Origin of the sequence: Caballeronia sp. S22 (assembly GCF_964261745.1) — a bacterium.
GTDB classification, from domain to species: domain Bacteria; phylum Pseudomonadota; class Gammaproteobacteria; order Burkholderiales; family Burkholderiaceae; genus Caballeronia; species Caballeronia jiangsuensis.
The window spans coordinates 1,044,865-1,059,386 of the sequence record NZ_OZ180038.1; the positions used below are offsets into that span (position 1 = coordinate 1,044,865).

The window sequence follows — 14,522 nt, forward strand, 5'->3', positions numbered from 1 at the left end:
TAGGAGGCAACATGTCCAGCTACAACATTGCACTGAATTTCGAAGATGGCGTCACGCGGTTCGTCGAATGCAAGGCGGGCGAGAAGGTGCTCGACGCCGCTTTCCGCGCGAAGATCAATCTGCCGATGGATTGCTCCGACGGCGTGTGCGGCACCTGCAAGTGCCGCGCCGAAAGCGGCAGCTACGATCTCGGCGACGACTACATCGAAGACGCGCTCTCCGACGACGAGAAGGAAGGCGGTCTCGTGCTCACCTGCCAGATGGTGCCGTCGAGCGATTGCGTGATCGCGGTCCCGGCGTCTTCCACGGCATGCAAGACGGCGCAAAGCAAGTTCGCCGCGGCGGTCACGAAGATCGAGCCGCATAACGATGCCGCCGTCGTGCTCGAACTGGACGTGGATGCCGCCACACCCGCACCGGTTTTCCTGCCGGGCCAGTACGTGAATATCGATGTGCCCGGCAGCGGCCAGCATCGCTCGTATTCGTTCTCGTCCGCGCCGGGTCAGACGAAGATCAGCTTCCTCATCAAGAAGATTCCCGGCGGCGTGATGAGCACGTGGCTCGAATCCGCACAGGCGGGCAGCATGGTCGAATTGACCGGCCCGCTCGGCAGCTTCTATCTGCGCGCCGTGGAGCGGCCGCTCTTGTTCCTCGCGGGCGGCACGGGCCTGGCGCCGTTCCTCTCGATGCTCGAAGTGCTCGCGCGCACCGGCTCGCAGCAGAAGGTTCACCTGATCTATGGCGTGACGCGCGACCTCGATCTGGTGCAGGTCGAAGCGATCGAAACCTACACGGCGAAACTGCCGAACTTCACGTTCAGCACCGTCGTCGCCGATGCGGATTCGAATCATCCGCGCAAGGGCTGGGTGACACAGCACATGCCGGCTGAATCGCTGAACGACGGCGATGTCGATGTGTACCTGTGCGGTCCGCCTCCGATGGTCGATGCGGTGCGCAAGCACTTCGACGACAACGGCGTGAAGCCCAACAGCTTCCACTACGAGAAATTCACGCCCAACGCCGCGCCGGTGACCGCATGAACGCACAACGATTTGCCGGCAAGGTGATGGTCGTGACTGGCGCGGCGCAGGGCATCGGACGCGGCGTGGCGCTGCGTGCGGCCGCCGAGGGCGCGAAAGTGCTGTTCGTCGATCGTGCGGATTTCGTATCCGAAGTGGCGGCCGAAGCGGAGAGCGCGGATACTGCCGGCTTTATCGCCGACCTCGAAACCTATGAAGGCGCGGCATCCGCGATGGCTTTCGCGGTGAGCAGGTTCGGCGGCATCGATATTCTCGTGAACGGCGTCGGCGGCGCGATCCGCATGCGCCCGTATGCGGAGTTCGAGCCCGCGCAGATCGACGCCGAGATTCGACGCTCGCTCATGCCTACGCTCTACGCCTGCCACGCGGTGTTGCCGCATCTGCTCGAACGTGGCGGTGGAACCATCGTGAATGTGTCTTCGAATGCCACGCGCGGAATTCGACGCGTGCCGTATTCGGCCGCGAAGGGCGGCGTCAACGCGATGACGCAGGCATTGGCGATGGAATACGGCGAACACAATATCCGCGTGGTTGCCGCAGCGCCCGGCGGAACCGAAGCGCCTGCCCGACGCGTCCCGCGCAACGCGAGCGGGGACAGCGAGCAGGAAAAAATCTGGATGGGCGAAGCGGTGAAGCAGGTTACCGAATCGACCTTCTTCAAGCGCTACGGCACCCTCGAAGAGCAGGTTGCGCCGATCCTGTTCCTCGCTTCGGACGAAGCGGGCTATATCACGGGCGCGGTGCTGCCGGTCGCCGGCGGCGATAACGGTTGATAACGGTTGAGTGTGCAGGAGACGCATGCCATGAGTGAACACAAAGCTATCGTTCCACCGGGAATGGAAGCGGTGTACGAGAAGATTCGCTACGCGCCTGCAGTCCGGGCAGGCAACACGATTTACGTGTCCGGGCAGATCGGCCGCGATGCGGCGATGCAACTGGTCGAAGACCGCGAAGCGCAGATCGTGCAGGCCTTCGAGAATCTGAAGCTCGTGCTGGAAACGGCGGGCGCGTCGTTGAGCGATGTCGTCGACGTGACCACCTTCCACACCGACATGCGCGATCTGCCCTTGTTCATGCAGGTGCGCGAGCGCTATCTCAACACGCATCCGCTTCCGGCGTGGACGGCTGTCGGTGCGCATATGCTCGGTGGCGCGGCCGGTTATATCGTCGAAATCAAGGCGATCGCGGTTTTGCCAGAAGCGGGGAAATGAACGCGCGCGGCGGGGCATTGCATGAGGTCGTGTCCGTGCTGCCGGATCGCGCGGACGACCTGGCGCGTCTCGCGATCCTGCTCGCGGACGGCGAGCCGATCGTCACTGTCATCGGCAAATACAACCACGGCAAGAGCCGTCTGCTTAACGAGTTGATCGGACGGGACACGTTTGCCGTCGCGGACAAACGCGAGACGGTGAAGCTATCGGACAGCGTCCATCAGGGTGTGCGCTGGCTGGATGCACCGGGCCTCGATGCGGACGTCGGCACCGAAGACGATCGTCACGCGTTGCACGCCGCGTGGCTGCATGCGGATATCCGCCTGTTCGTGCATGCCGCGAAGGAAGGGGAACTCGACGCGAAGGAGCTGGCCTTGCTCGCCGAACTCTGCGCTGACGGTGAGCGGTCGAAACGTCAGACGCTCTTCGTGCTGTCGCAAGTGGACCAGCTTGCCGACGATGCAGAGTTGCAGAAAGTCAGCCACGCGATCGGTGCGCAATGGCCTGACATCGATTTGAATGCTGTATCGTCGACGCGTTATCGAAAGGGGCGGGACGAAGGCAAGAAGCTGATGCTCGAAAAGAGCGGCATGCCTTCGCTGCGCGCGACGATCGACGCCGCGCTCGCTCGCGTGCCGGAAGCACGCGCGCATGAAGCCGCGCTGTTGTTCGACGAAACCCGCGAGGAACTGGCGCAGCTTCTGATCGCGCAGGAGAAGTTGCTCGATGATTTGCGCCAGACGCAGCGGCAACAGCGCGTGGACTTCGATCATGGATTGAAAAGCGTCATCGACAAAGTAAGCGGCGATATCGACGCGATGCTGAACGCGCTCGGTACGGACCACGCTTCAGTGCCGGATACCGCGAAGGACGCTTATGCGATCACCGCGGGCAAGCTCGAACGCGCGCATATACAGATCGCTTATTCGCGTGCGTGTATCGCAATCGATAGCTTTCTCGCGGGGCATGGCGTAATCGGCTTGCCATCGGAACAGGAAACGGTGGCGCGCGCGCTCAATTCCGTTATGGTGGCGGTCATGGGCGTGTCGGTGAAATTTCGCAAGGACTTGCGCAGGATGTTCTGCACGGATGCGGGCCGCGAACGGATGCAGCGCGACTTCGCCCATTACTTCGAGTTGTCGGCGGACAGGAAAGCATTGGCTGCGCGGATCTTGCAAAGCGAATCGATGATCGATGCCTTGAACAAGGCATCGAATGCATTGCGCGCGCTGGAAGGCGCCACATGAAAGCGGACGCGAGCAACGAGCAACGCTTCATCGCCGATGTCGATGCGTTCGAATTCATCGCGCATGATCTCGGGCGCATTCTGCATTCGATGGAAGACTGGCTCGCGCAACTGGGCGCGAGTCTGCAATCCAGCCGCCTCGTATGCGCAGGGCTTAACGAGCAGGGCGCGCTGGCGAAACATGCGGAGACGATCAACGCGGTAGTGCAGAAAAGCATGCTGGCCTGGTCGCAACAATGGGCGCATCTCGAACCCGCGCAGGCGCTCGCCGAAACCTTCGACGATAAAGTTCTGCTGCTCGTATTCGGCAAGTTCAACGCGGGCAAGAGCTCGTTCTGCAATTTGCTCGCCGATCGATTCGCGGCGCACGGCAAGACGGTGGAGTACTTCTATCTCGATGCGGGGCGTATCGTCGAGACGCCGGAACGCTTCAGGGAAGGCGTGACGGAAACTACCGCGCGACTTCAAGGCGTACGTCTCGCGGGAAAGCTGGTTCTCGTGGATACGCCGGGATTGCATTCGGTCACGCCGGAAAACGCGGCGCTCACTCAACGCTTCACCGATAGCGCCGATGGCGTGTTATGGCTGACGAGTTCCACATCGCCGGGACAAGTGCAGGAACTGGATGAACTCGGCCGCGAACTGCATCGCAACAAGCCGCTGCTGCCCGTGGTCACGCGTAGCGACGTGTACGAGGAAGACGAGATAGACGGTGAAATCGTCAAGTGCCTGCGCAACAAGACGCCGGAGAACCGCGCCGAGCAGGAGGCTGACGTAAAGATTCGCGCGGAAGAAAAACTCGTGTCGATGGGCGTTTCCACTAGTCTGCTGAAGACGCCAGTGTCGATCTTTTCGTATCTCGCGCGCGAGCAGCGACAAACACAGGCGGCAATGAGCGATGCGGGATTCGAAAGGCTCTACGCGGCATTGATGGCGATTGCCGAAGAGACGTTGGCTTATAAGCGGCGCAAGCAGGCCGAAATGTTCCTGCATCATCTGGAAGAAAACGTGATGAGCGCATTGTGCTGCGACGTGTACGCGTTGCTTGCTAATCTGCGCGCGTTATCGGATGCGGCTATCGTGGCGCTCGAACAGCAGCAGGAACAGATCGCGAATGCCGTGTGGCGCAGCATCGCTCCGACGTTGCCGGCATTGCTCGATGCGCATTCGTCCTCACGCGACGTGAAAGCTATCGTCGATCGCTTATCGCAGGCGATCTTCGAATCGTTTTCGCGCGAGGCGAATGAGCGGCTTCATGATTACGTCGTCGAACCGGACGTCTCGCTCGCGGTTATTCACCTCGATGACGATGCCGCGTTCGATGACACCGTCGCCGGTATCGACTATCAACGCCTGCATGCCGCGCTGGGCAATGCGATTCGTCAGCACGTCCCGCGCCTTTGCCGCAACGCGGCCGCGCAATGCGAGGCTTCGATCGAACGATTGATCGATCAGGCCGCGCGATTGCAGGACGTTTTCCAAACACATGAAACGAAGCTGCTCGATCTGAAAGACCGGCTTCGCGCCGAATTCAATTAAGCGAAAGCGGATAACTTCTTCATTCCCGAAAGGTATAGCCGGGCACCAATTCGGTATTGGACGGTGGATAACCGGCTCGCCTATCCTGAGCCGACTAACCCATAAGAACGTCAGCGCGGTAATTCATCAGCCAGCCTCTGCTTTGCTGCTCTTCGAACGCGGCAAGGTAAACGCGCGCGCGTGCATCGAGCCGTCGAATCAATCGAAATAGAAAATCGCGGAATTAAAGCAAGTCCTACATTAAAGGAGACACCATGCGTCATATCGACGTTCAAAAGTTATGCGACGAAGCCCGGTTCAGGAAGTTTCATTTGCTGCTTCTCTGCTGGTGCGCGCTTATCATCATTTTCGATGGATACGATCTCGCCGTCGTTGGAATCGCACTTCCATCGATCATGAGCGACATGGGCATTCAACCGACGAGCGCCGGATTCATGGTGAGTTCCGCCTTGCTCGGCATGATGCTCGGCGCGGTGTTCCTCGGAACGATCGCCGACAGAATCGGCCGGGTGCCCGCAATCGTGATTTGTCTCCTCCTGTTCAGCGTATTCACGGCCGCCGCGGGATTCACACGCGACCCCGTGATCTTCGGCATTGCGCGTTTTCTCGCGGGACTCGGCATCGGCGGTGTCATGCCGAACGTCGTCGCGCAGATGACGGAGTATTCCCCGCGCAAGATCCGCAGCACGATGGTGACGGTGATGTTCAGCGGATATTCCATCGGCGGCATGCTTGCGGCGCTCGTCGGCAAGGCGATGATCGAGCGCTACGGCTGGCAATCGGTGTTCATTGCCGCGGGCTTTCCGGCTCTGCTCGCACCCGTGATCCTGAAGTACATGCCCGAGTCGCTTGCGTTCCTGATTCGAAACAATCGCGCGGATAACCTGAAACGCTTTCTTCCGCGCGTCGACCCCGCATACGTGCCGCAGCAAGACGATAACTTTTCGCTCTCCGACCGCGAAGCCGTCCCCGGCTCGACGATCGCGCGACTCTTTGCCGAAGGTCGCGGGTTGAGCACGGTCATGTTGTGGATCGCGTTCTTCATGTGCCTCTTCATGGTCTACGCGCTGAGTTCATGGCTCACAAAGCTTATGGCGAGCGCCGGACATAGCCTCGGCTCGGCCCTCACGTTCGTGCTCGTTCTGAACTTCGGTGCGATGATCGGTGCGATTGGCGGCGGATGGCTCGCCGACCGCTTCAACATCAAATACGTTCTCATCGCGATGTACGCGCTCGCGGCCATCTCCATCAGCCTGCTGGGCGTGAAGGTACCGATCGGCGTGCTGTTTTTCCTCGTCGGTCTGGCGGGCGCATCGACCATCGGCACGCAGATCGTCACCTATGCGTTCGCTGGCCAGTTCTATCCGATGGCCATTCGATCGACGGGCATCGGCTGGGCGTCGGGCATCGGGCGCAGCGGTGCGATTCTCGCGCCCATCGTGATCGGTTTTCTCGTGAGCCGCGCGTTGCCGCTTCAGCAGAACTTCGTCGCGATTGCCATTCCTGGCGTCATCGCGATGCTGGCGGTGTGCCTGATCGATTCGCGCCGTTCACCGCGGAAAGCTGGCGCCATCCCCGCTGCGCAGGCCGATCCGGTTTGAAGCAATTGCGCGCGCCCCGCAATCATTCCTTTCGAGGTTTCGGCTGCCGGGGCTTCTGTGGCTCGGAAGGGGCGCCGCGTTGCGTCGGCGCCCTCGTGCATGCATCCGGCGGCGTGGCATAAGGCACGTCGTCGCAGCAGCACGCGTAGACCGGAAAGCCATACGCGTTCGTGCGGACGATGGTTGTCGGCCCGTGCAGCGGGCATACCGCTTTCATGGCGCCTCCTGAAATCCGATATCGACGTCTCTATCGTACACGGCGCACATCAATGCGACATCAGCACCGGCACGGTCATCGATTGCAGGAAGGTGCGCGTCGCGCCGCCGAGCACGAGTTCGCGCCAGCGCGCATGACCGTAGCCGCCCATCACGACGAGATCCGCGCCGAGATCGGCGGCGCGCGATAGCAGGATGTCGCCCGCCGACGCATCCGCGCCGCTCGCGCCCGACACGATATCGACCTCCACGCCATGCCGCGCGATGCACGCGGCGATGTCCGCGTCCGCGATGCGTTCATCCGTTTTCTCATCGACCTTGACGATGGTCGCGCGCCCGGCGGCCTTCAGCAATGGCAACGCGTCGTGGACGGCTCGCGCCGCTTCGCGGCCGCCATCCCACGCGATCATCGGAAACCGGCCGATGGAGGGAAAGAAACCGGTGCAGGGCACGAGCAGCACCGGACGTCCGGCCGACAGGATGAGATTTTCGCGAAAGCCGTCGCCGATATAGGACTCGGGATCGCCGGGATCGTCCTGGCCCGCGATCACGAGATCGGCGCAGCGCGCGTGATGCGGCACCGCATGATCCGCCGGTTCGGCTGGCGCGAGCCATTCGCCCGATACGCCCGCACGGTTCAACTCCGCGTGAAAGAGCCGCTCCAGCGCGCCGGCCTGTTCGCGGCGCACGGCCGCCCGCGCTTCGTAGTAGGCGGCGGTGCCGGCCATCACATTGAACGCGCGCGCGTTCGGCTCGAAAACCGAATAGAAGCCGATCACATACGCGTCGCATTGCCTCGCGAGTTGCAGCGCGGTTTCCAGACGGGGATGGGCGCGCACGCTCGTATCGAGATGCACAAGGATCGTCTTGTAGCTCATCGAATGACTCCTGGAGTCCGCTGAGAGTTGATGGTCCCGAGTCTAAGGAGACGTTGCCTTTATTCGCTTGACTCAGATCAACGGAAGCGGCGTCGCGCACCGATGCGCTTGCGCTTGATTCAGGTCAATTGCGCAGACAAGCAGCGCGATAAAGTGAGTGCGTTCGCCGCGCCATGTGCGCGAACGCATCGCACAGACGTGAAGGACGAAAGACGATGTACCGCAATATCCTGGTTGCGCTCGATGGCAGTGAATGCTCGCAACGCGCGCTCGACGAAGCGATCCGTATCGGCGCGCTCGCCAAGGTGTACATCGTCTTCGTCATCGACGTGGCCGCGCTTTCGTCGTTTCCCGCGCAGTATCGCGTGAGCGTGCGCGAGGACGGCACGCGCACGCTGGAGACCGCGCAGGCGCGTGCGATCGCTGCGGGCGTCGACTGCGAAACCGAACTCGCCGAAACGCGCAACGTGACCGACACGATCGCGAAATGCCTGCAGCGACGCGCGGCGCATATGCCCGCCGATCTCGTCGTGATGGGCACGCATGGCCGGACCGGATTGCGGCGGCTTGCGCTCGGCAGCGTCGCCGAAGCTTTCGTCAGACGCTCGACGTGTCCCGTGCTGCTGATGCGTGCGCCGAATGGTGAGGGCAAGGATGGGTGAGGATCATCGGCCTGACAGGAGAAACAATCACATGGGCCTCGGAATGCAGATCGCCTACCTCGGCTTTTCCGGCTCGAACGTGATCGAACGGGAAGCGGGCGTCGAACTCGTGCGGCTTGCGGGCGTCGCCGCGGATATCGTCGATTGCCGGCTCACGATCAAAGCCTGTCCCGATCCGTCCGGTCAGCCCGTCTACGATGCGCAACTGGTGCTCCTCACGCGCGATTCCGAGCAGGTCACGGTGCAACGCAACACCGACGCCGACCCGACCGTGGCGATGCATCACGCCTTCGACGACGCCGTGCGAATCCTGCGCGAGCGGTATTGATCCAGATCAATACGCAGCGCGAATTCATGGCCGAGACTCAGTGGATATGCGCCGCAGGTCGAAACCATTGCGAGGTATCGGCATGAACATCACATTTCCCAGCCAGCCGCCCGTCTATCAGGGCGATGTCCCTTCACTCACGTTCGCCGCCTTCGCCGATGGCGAGCGCATCGCGTGCACCATTTCCGCCGAGGCGCTGGAAGATCACTTCGGTGCTGCGTCGTGGCGGGAGGAAGATTTACAGCAGGCTTTCGAGAGCCATCGCTCGTCGATCGAAGGGGCCGCCGAGCATGTGCTGAGCCGCGTCGGCGGCACATCGGTCATGCTGCGCAGCGGATTTTTCCGCTTCCGCCAGGCACGCGCTCAGACTTCTTCGAGCCGGGCCTGATCGAGAATCCGCACGTCGCGGCCGCGGGCATCGATCACGCCGGCTTTCTGCAACCTGGAGAACATGCGGCTGACGGTTTCGATCTTCAGGCCGAGATAGCTGCCGATTTCCTCGCGCGTCATGCGCAGGACGAACTGCGCCGGCGAATAGCCGCGCGCCTTCATGCGCGTCGAGAGATTGAGCAGGAACGCCGCGACGCGCTGCTCCGCCGTCATCGTGCCGAGCATCATCATGAGGTTGGATTCGCGCACGATTTCGCCGCACATCACGCGATGCACGTGATGCTGGAGCGCCCTGACTTCGCGGCACAGCAATTCGAGCAGATCGAACGGAATGATGCAGACGACGCTGTCTTCCAGCGCGATCGCATCGCACGTGTGACGATCGGCGCTCACGCCGTCGAGCCCGAGCGCGTCGCCCGGCAGATGAAAACCCGTGACTTGCTCGTGGCCTTCGCGGTGCATGACGATGGTCTTGAAGCACCCGCTGCGCACCGCATAGAGACTCTGGAACGGATCGCTGCAACGAAAGAGCGTTTCGCCGCGCCGCACCGAGCGCGTCGAGCAGATGATCGCGTCGAGACGTTCGTAATCGACCGGCGATAGATCCGACGGCATGCAGATGCGCTGCATCGAGCATGTCGAACAACGTGTGTTCGTGCGCTTCACGTCGGCTCTCGTGCCGAGAGTCTCTGCGCTCGCGGGAATCATGCTGCGCCTCCTGTCGGGCGGATCGCGCATCGATGCGCGATTCTGAATGCCACGCATCGGATTATTGGCCGCTTCATCTCGAAAATAAATCGGCGCTGGCGGATCGTGCTGTAGGCGTTCGGGAAGCCGTGTAGGGAAACGCTGACACGCGTCGATCGGGATCAGGCGCCGTCGTCGTCGAAGAGTTGATGGCGCACCGCGTAACGCACGAGCGCGGCTTCGTGCGGCATGCGCATCTTGTCGAGGATGCGCGCCTTGTAGGTGCTGACGGTCTTCGCGCTCACACACAGCGCCTCGCCGATATCGCTGATCGACTCGCCCGCGCACAAGCGCCGGAACACCTCGAACTCGCGGTTCGACAGACGCTGATGCGGCAGCGCGTCGGCGGGTTCGCTGAGGCTCTGCGCGAAGCGTTCGGCCATCGCGAGGCTCACGTAGACGCCGCCCGACGCGACCTTGCCGACCGCCGCGACCAGTTCCGCGCTCGCGCTTTCCTTGGTGATGTATCCCGACGCTCCCGCCTTGAAGGCGCGCGCGGCGTATTGCTGTTCAGCGTGCATGGTGAGCACGAGGATGCGCATGGCGGGCTTTTCGTCCTTGATCTGCTTGAGCAGGTCGAGGCCGCCGCGGCCCGGCATCGAAAGATCGAGCACGAGGACGTCGGCATCGGTCGCGCGTGCGAGCGCGAGGGTGGCCGGTCCGTCGCTCGCTTCGCCGGCGACCTCGAAGCCGTGTGCGTTCGCGAGGATGTGGCGCAGGCCGTCGCGCACGAGTGCATGGTCATCGGCAATCAGCACTCTTATCGTCATCGATGCGATTCCTTTTGTCGACCGACTCGCGCGGAGTTCGAGTTTACCGACGACAGCCTCGTAGCGGTTGACTCAAATCAAGGGAAGCCGTCGCCGGCGCGATGCCCGAGCGGAATCTCCGCGCGAATGCGAAAGCCTTCGCCGGGCGCGCTGCGAAACGCGATGACGCCGCCCAGTTGACGCACGCGCTCGCCCATGCCGAGCAGGCCGAACGCGCCGGCGGCGCGCCCGCGCGTGACATCGGCGCCGCAGCCGTCGTCTTCTATGGTCAGCGTGCAGCGCGACTGCGCGCAGACGATCGCGATGCGCGCCTCGCTGGCCCGCGCATGGCGCACGATGTTCGTGAGCGCTTCCTGAACCAGCCGGAAGACCGAGGTGGAGGCGGTCGTGTCGAATCCGTCTTCCTCGCCTTCGAGATCCAGGTGAATCGTCAGATCGTAGCGCCGGCGAAAGTCGCAGGCGAGCCAGTCGATCGCAGCGAAGAGACCGAGGTCGTCGAGCACGGGCGGACGCAGGCCTGCCGCGATGCGCCGCACCGAGCCGATGATCGTGTCGATCTGCGCGAGCGATTGCTTCGCGATATGCGCATCGTGCGCGCCGGTGTCGAGAAGGGAGATCTGCATCTTGAGCGCGGCGAGTTGCTGGCCGAGATCGTCGTGCAATTCGCGGGCGATCGACGCGCGCTCGTTTTCGAGCGCGCTCTGCACGTGCGCGGAGAGTTCGCGCGCGTGTTGCAGCTCGGTGAGCCGCAACCGGTCGGTCATGTCGCGCGTGACCTTGGCGAAGCCGAGCAGATTGCCGCGCGCGTCGTGCAGCGCGGTGATGACGACGTTCGCCCAGAAGCGGCTCGCATCCTTGCGTATGCGCCAGCCTTCGTCTTCGACGCGCCCGGCCTGCGCCGCTATCGCGAGTTCGCTCTGCGGTTTGCCTGCCGCGATGTCCTCGGGCGGATAGAAGACGGAAAAATGACGGCCGACGATTTCCCGCGCGTCATAGCCCTTGATCCTTTTTGCGCCGTTGTTCCATGTCGCGACGTTGCCGTGCGCGTCGAGCAGGAAGATCGCATAGTCTTCGACGGCCTCCACGAGAAGCCGGAAAGACGCATCCGTCTGCAGCGAGGGCGAGAGCGGCGCGCGTGGATCGACGGGTTCGGTTGCGGGTGCGTTCGTCATCGTTGCAAGGGGCAGGCGCGCAAGCAACGTGCGACGCGCTGCAATGCTATTGCGTAGTCAGCCGGAAAGGCGGCATGGGCAGTTCGTCGCCATCGAGAAAGGCGGTCGCGCAGCGCACCGCGAAACCGAGCGCGCCGTCCTTGCTTGCGAACGCGCCGAGATTGCCGAGCGAGGTGGCGTGGCCGTCCTCTTCCAGAATCGACGCGGTCGCGACGAACGCATTGCCCACACGAGTGACGGAGGGCTGAAAAGCCGCTCCCCGATGATAGATGATCATAGATTTGACTTGTCGGAATGGTCGGAGGCGCGGGCGGCGTGCATGCCGCGAGTTGCGCCCGGGATCAGGCGTGCTGGTCAACGCGGGCGCCGCTGGAAGGGCGTGGGTGCTGCATGGACTGCCGGTGATCGATCTCGGCCATGCCATACGCAAATGCGTAGCGGACCGCGCCGGTCGCGCTGGCGAATTCGCCGAGCATGCCGCTCGAGCGGCGCGTGCCGTCCGGTTCCCGGACGATGAGCATCGCCGCATAGCGGTCCTGCTCCAGCACGGCGGTCGCGCTCAGCACATGGCCTTTGTAGATGACATTTTCTGATTGGGTCATCGTTCTCTCAGGTTCTATGTTTTCGGTGGAGTGGCACTTGTGATGCCCTTCATTCCGTAAGCAATAAGCCTAACCGTTCAATTTTTGTCGGCTTATCCGATTTAAGCTTTTTTACTTTTCTCCGGCGTGTGCTTAACTCAGAGGGAAGGGCGCACGGGAGCGAGACCGACCGTTCCGACAAATCCTAGCCGTCCCCCGACGATCTTTTCCCGTATTAAGCCGCCGCAGACAATAATCGCGAGCATCGGGGGCCGGCCGCTCGTCCCGAAACGGAGATCCGCAGATGAAAGGGCATTTATCGGTTGGCGTGACCGCAGTTGCCATTGCAGCGATCATCGGCGGATGCAGCGGAGGCAGTTCCAGCTCCGATCCGTCCGCGACATCCGGAGGCGCGGCATCGGCATCGTCGCCGGCTGCGGCGTCGAGTCCGGCGACGCCGGCATCGTCGGCATCACCCGCATCGTCGGCGTCGCCGGCAAGCGGCGCGAGCGCACCTTCGGGCGCGAGCACGCCCGCGACGACCCGGCCGTCCGCATCGACGCCGATGGACGTCACCACGTATCACAACGACATCCGCCGCACCGCGCAGCAGCTCGCCGAAACCAAGCTCACGCTGGCCAACGTCAACAGCTCGACATTCGGCAAGCTCGGCTTCTATACGGTCGATGGCGCCGTCGATGCCCAGCCGCTCTTTCTCGGCAACGTGCCGATCGCGGGCGGCACGCATAACGTGCTGTATGTCGAAACGGAGAACGCGAGCATCTACGCGTTCGATGCCGACACGGGCGCCGTGCTCTGGCACGTCTCCACGCTGCTCGCGGGCGAAGTTCCGAGCGACGATCACGGTTGCGACCAGACCACGCCGACCATCGGCATCACGGCGACGCCCGTCATCGATCGCACGAGGGGGCCGAATGGCGCGATGTATGTCGTCGGCATGTCGAAGGACAGCGGCGGCGCGTATCACCAGCGCATTCATGCAATCGACATCGCGACAGGCGCCGAGCTCTTCGGCGGTCCGACCGAAATCACCGGTTCGTATCCCGGCACCGGATCGGGCAGCGTGAACGGCGTCGTGCCCTTCACGCCCGGCCAGTACATCGAGCGCGCGTCGCTGCTGCTCATGAACGGCGTCGTCTATACGGCATGGAGCTCGCATTGCGATGCCTTGCCGTACACCGGCTGGGTCATCGGCTACAGCGCGGATACGCTCAAGCAGACAGGCATCGTCAACGTGACGCCGAACGGCCAGATGGGCGGCATCTGGATGGGCGGCGCGGGCCTCGCATCGGATGGCACGTCGATCTATTTCCTCGACGGCAACGGCACCTTCGATCCGACCACCAACGCGCAGGAGATGCCCAACAAGAACGACTTCGGCAACGGCTTCCTGAAGGTCACGCCGACGCCGACGCTGGCGCTTCAGGTGAGCGATTACTTCGAGCCGTCGGATACCATCGCGGAATCGAACGCGGACCTCGATCTCGGCTCGGGCGGCGTGCTGGTCCTCCCCGATGTCACCGATATCAACGGCAACGTGCAGCATCTCGCGATAGGCGGCGGCAAGACGCGCGTGTTGTACGTCGTGAATCGCGACTCGATGGGCAAGTTCGATTCGAACGCCGATCACATCTATCAGCCGCTGTATTCGACGATCACCGGCCCTGTGTTCACCGCGCCCGCGTTTTACAACAATACGATCTATATCGGTCCTGCGGGCGATCACCTCAAGGCGCTGCCGGTCGTGAACGCGGTAGTGGCGACGGTCGCGTCGAGTCAGACCACGAGCCCGGCGGGCAACTGGAATTTCCCGGGCTTGGCGCCCGTCATCTCCGCGAACGGCAACACGAACGGCATCGTATGGGGCGTCGAGAACACCACGCCCACTGCCGTGCTGCATGCGTACAACGCGGGCAATCTCGCGACCGAGTTGTACAACAGCAATCAGGCGGGCACGCGCGATCAGTTCGGCAACAACAAGTTCATCTCGCCGACCATCGCGAACGGCAAGGTCTATGTAGGCACGAAAACCGGCGTCGTCGTATTCGGCTTGCTATGAAGCGTTCCGCGCGAGGAAGTGCCGCATCGGGATAAGATCGCGGAACTTCAACCCGTGGAGC

The 14,522-nt window shown here is 62.6% G+C and carries 16 protein-coding genes; 10 read left to right on the forward strand and 6 right to left on the reverse strand.

Annotation, left to right across the window (positions count from 1 at the left end):
• The first annotated feature begins 11 nt into the window (after positions 1-11).
• The 6 genes from benC (at position 12) to ACEN42_RS31465 (ending at position 6,637) form a co-directional block, all read left to right on the forward strand.
• Entirely contained in the window at positions 12-1,040 is a 1,029-nt protein-coding gene (gene benC, locus ACEN42_RS31440; protein ID WP_371883535.1) for a benzoate 1,2-dioxygenase electron transfer component BenC, read from the forward strand.
• The gene (gene benD, locus ACEN42_RS31445) at positions 1,037-1,813 is read left to right on the forward strand and encodes a benzoate diol dehydrogenase BenD (RefSeq protein ID WP_371883536.1); all 777 of its coding nucleotides are present in this window, start codon (positions 1,037-1,039) and stop codon (positions 1,811-1,813) included. The genes benC and benD overlap by 4 nt, the downstream gene beginning before the upstream one ends.
• Before the next feature lie 30 nt (positions 1,814-1,843).
• Positions 1,844-2,251 (forward strand): RidA family protein, encoded by a 408-nt coding sequence (locus ACEN42_RS31450; protein WP_371883537.1) that lies wholly within the window; start codon positions 1,844-1,846, stop codon positions 2,249-2,251.
• Complete coding sequence (locus ACEN42_RS31455) at positions 2,248-3,498, forward strand: GTPase (RefSeq protein WP_371883538.1); 1,251 nt, start codon at positions 2,248-2,250, stop codon at positions 3,496-3,498. Before ACEN42_RS31450 ends, ACEN42_RS31455 begins: the two co-directional genes overlap by 4 nt.
• A complete protein-coding gene (locus tag ACEN42_RS31460) occupies positions 3,495-5,036 on the forward strand; it encodes a dynamin family protein (protein WP_371883539.1) in 1,542 nt (513 codons plus the stop codon). Before ACEN42_RS31455 ends, ACEN42_RS31460 begins: the two co-directional genes overlap by 4 nt.
• Positions 5,037-5,290: 254 nt before the next feature.
• Positions 5,291-6,637 carry an MFS transporter gene (locus tag ACEN42_RS31465; protein ID WP_371883540.1) on the forward strand — a complete coding sequence of 449 codons (1,347 nt, stop codon included), beginning with the start codon at positions 5,291-5,293 and terminating at the stop codon, positions 6,635-6,637.
• A 266-nt stretch (positions 6,638-6,903) separates the two neighbouring features.
• Here the strand turns inward: ACEN42_RS31465 and ACEN42_RS31470 are convergent, their stop codons facing one another.
• Entirely contained in the window at positions 6,904-7,731 is an 828-nt protein-coding gene (locus ACEN42_RS31470) for a universal stress protein (RefSeq protein ID WP_371883541.1), read from the reverse strand.
• Between the two features lie 215 nt (positions 7,732-7,946).
• On the opposite strand from ACEN42_RS31470, the gene ACEN42_RS31475 reads away from it, so the two are divergent.
• The 3 genes from ACEN42_RS31475 (at position 7,947) to ACEN42_RS31485 (ending at position 9,109) form a co-directional block, all read left to right on the forward strand.
• Positions 7,947-8,393: a universal stress protein gene (locus ACEN42_RS31475; protein ID WP_371883542.1), complete on the forward strand. Its 447-nt coding sequence runs from the start codon at positions 7,947-7,949 to the stop codon at positions 8,391-8,393.
• A 31-nt stretch (positions 8,394-8,424) separates the two neighbouring features.
• Positions 8,425-8,721, forward strand: coding sequence for a hypothetical protein (locus tag ACEN42_RS31480; protein WP_371883543.1), 297 nt, complete (start codon positions 8,425-8,427; stop codon positions 8,719-8,721).
• Positions 8,722-8,803: 82 nt separating this feature from the next.
• Positions 8,804-9,109, forward strand: coding sequence for a DUF1488 domain-containing protein (locus ACEN42_RS31485; RefSeq protein ID WP_035505033.1), 306 nt, complete (start codon positions 8,804-8,806; stop codon positions 9,107-9,109).
• Here ACEN42_RS31485 and fnr read toward each other — a convergent pair.
• The 5 genes from fnr to ACEN42_RS31510 form a co-directional block, all read right to left on the reverse strand.
• Positions 9,085-9,819: a fumarate/nitrate reduction transcriptional regulator Fnr gene (fnr, locus tag ACEN42_RS31490; RefSeq protein WP_371883544.1), complete on the reverse strand. Its 735-nt coding sequence runs from the start codon at positions 9,817-9,819 to the stop codon at positions 9,085-9,087. The two genes, ACEN42_RS31485 and fnr, sit on opposite strands and share 25 nt — an antisense overlap.
• Before the next feature lie 161 nt (positions 9,820-9,980).
• Complete coding sequence (locus ACEN42_RS31495; RefSeq protein WP_371883545.1) at positions 9,981-10,628, reverse strand: response regulator; 648 nt, start codon at positions 10,626-10,628, stop codon at positions 9,981-9,983.
• A gap of 77 nt (positions 10,629-10,705) precedes the next feature.
• The gene (locus ACEN42_RS31500) at positions 10,706-11,800 is read right to left on the reverse strand and encodes a PAS domain S-box protein (RefSeq protein WP_371883546.1); all 1,095 of its coding nucleotides are present in this window, start codon (positions 11,798-11,800) and stop codon (positions 10,706-10,708) included.
• 46 nt (positions 11,801-11,846) lie between these two features.
• A complete protein-coding gene (locus ACEN42_RS31505; RefSeq protein ID WP_187604437.1) occupies positions 11,847-12,077 on the reverse strand; it encodes a hypothetical protein in 231 nt (76 codons plus the stop codon).
• Positions 12,078-12,141: 64 nt separating this feature from the next.
• Complete coding sequence (locus tag ACEN42_RS31510; RefSeq protein ID WP_250486008.1) at positions 12,142-12,402, reverse strand: hypothetical protein; 261 nt, start codon at positions 12,400-12,402, stop codon at positions 12,142-12,144.
• A 283-nt stretch (positions 12,403-12,685) separates the two neighbouring features.
• Between ACEN42_RS31510 and ACEN42_RS31515 the strand changes: the two genes are divergently transcribed.
• Positions 12,686-14,461 carry a pyrrolo-quinoline quinone gene (locus tag ACEN42_RS31515; RefSeq protein ID WP_371883547.1) on the forward strand — a complete coding sequence of 592 codons (1,776 nt, stop codon included), beginning with the start codon at positions 12,686-12,688 and terminating at the stop codon, positions 14,459-14,461.
• The last annotated feature ends 61 nt before the right edge of the window (positions 14,462-14,522 follow it).

What these genes read in the sequence shown, in the direction of transcription:
- benC (WP_371883535.1), top strand. Translation starts at nt 12, where the DNA reads ATGTCCAGCTACAACATTGCACTGAATTTCGAAGATGGCGTCACGCGG.
- benD (WP_371883536.1), top strand. Translation starts at nt 1,037, where the DNA reads ATGAACGCACAACGATTTGCCGGCAAGGTGATGGTCGTGACTGGCGCG.
- ACEN42_RS31450 (WP_371883537.1), top strand. Translation starts at nt 1,844, where the DNA reads ATGAGTGAACACAAAGCTATCGTTCCACCGGGAATGGAAGCGGTGTAC.
- ACEN42_RS31455 (WP_371883538.1), top strand. Translation starts at nt 2,248, where the DNA reads ATGAACGCGCGCGGCGGGGCATTGCATGAGGTCGTGTCCGTGCTGCCG.
- ACEN42_RS31460 (WP_371883539.1), top strand. Translation starts at nt 3,495, where the DNA reads ATGAAAGCGGACGCGAGCAACGAGCAACGCTTCATCGCCGATGTCGAT.
- ACEN42_RS31465 (WP_371883540.1), top strand. Translation starts at nt 5,291, where the DNA reads ATGCGTCATATCGACGTTCAAAAGTTATGCGACGAAGCCCGGTTCAGG.
- ACEN42_RS31470 (WP_371883541.1), bottom strand. Translation starts at nt 7,731, where the DNA reads ATGAGCTACAAGACGATCCTTGTGCATCTCGATACGAGCGTGCGCGCC.
- ACEN42_RS31475 (WP_371883542.1), top strand. Translation starts at nt 7,947, where the DNA reads ATGTACCGCAATATCCTGGTTGCGCTCGATGGCAGTGAATGCTCGCAA.
- ACEN42_RS31480 (WP_371883543.1), top strand. Translation starts at nt 8,425, where the DNA reads ATGGGCCTCGGAATGCAGATCGCCTACCTCGGCTTTTCCGGCTCGAAC.
- ACEN42_RS31485 (WP_035505033.1), top strand. Translation starts at nt 8,804, where the DNA reads ATGAACATCACATTTCCCAGCCAGCCGCCCGTCTATCAGGGCGATGTC.
- fnr (WP_371883544.1), bottom strand. Translation starts at nt 9,819, where the DNA reads ATGATTCCCGCGAGCGCAGAGACTCTCGGCACGAGAGCCGACGTGAAG.
- ACEN42_RS31495 (WP_371883545.1), bottom strand. Translation starts at nt 10,628, where the DNA reads ATGACGATAAGAGTGCTGATTGCCGATGACCATGCACTCGTGCGCGAC.
- ACEN42_RS31500 (WP_371883546.1), bottom strand. Translation starts at nt 11,800, where the DNA reads ATGACGAACGCACCCGCAACCGAACCCGTCGATCCACGCGCGCCGCTC.
- ACEN42_RS31505 (WP_187604437.1), bottom strand. Translation starts at nt 12,077, where the DNA reads ATGATCATCTATCATCGGGGAGCGGCTTTTCAGCCCTCCGTCACTCGT.
- ACEN42_RS31510 (WP_250486008.1), bottom strand. Translation starts at nt 12,402, where the DNA reads ATGACCCAATCAGAAAATGTCATCTACAAAGGCCATGTGCTGAGCGCG.
- ACEN42_RS31515 (WP_371883547.1), top strand. Translation starts at nt 12,686, where the DNA reads ATGAAAGGGCATTTATCGGTTGGCGTGACCGCAGTTGCCATTGCAGCG.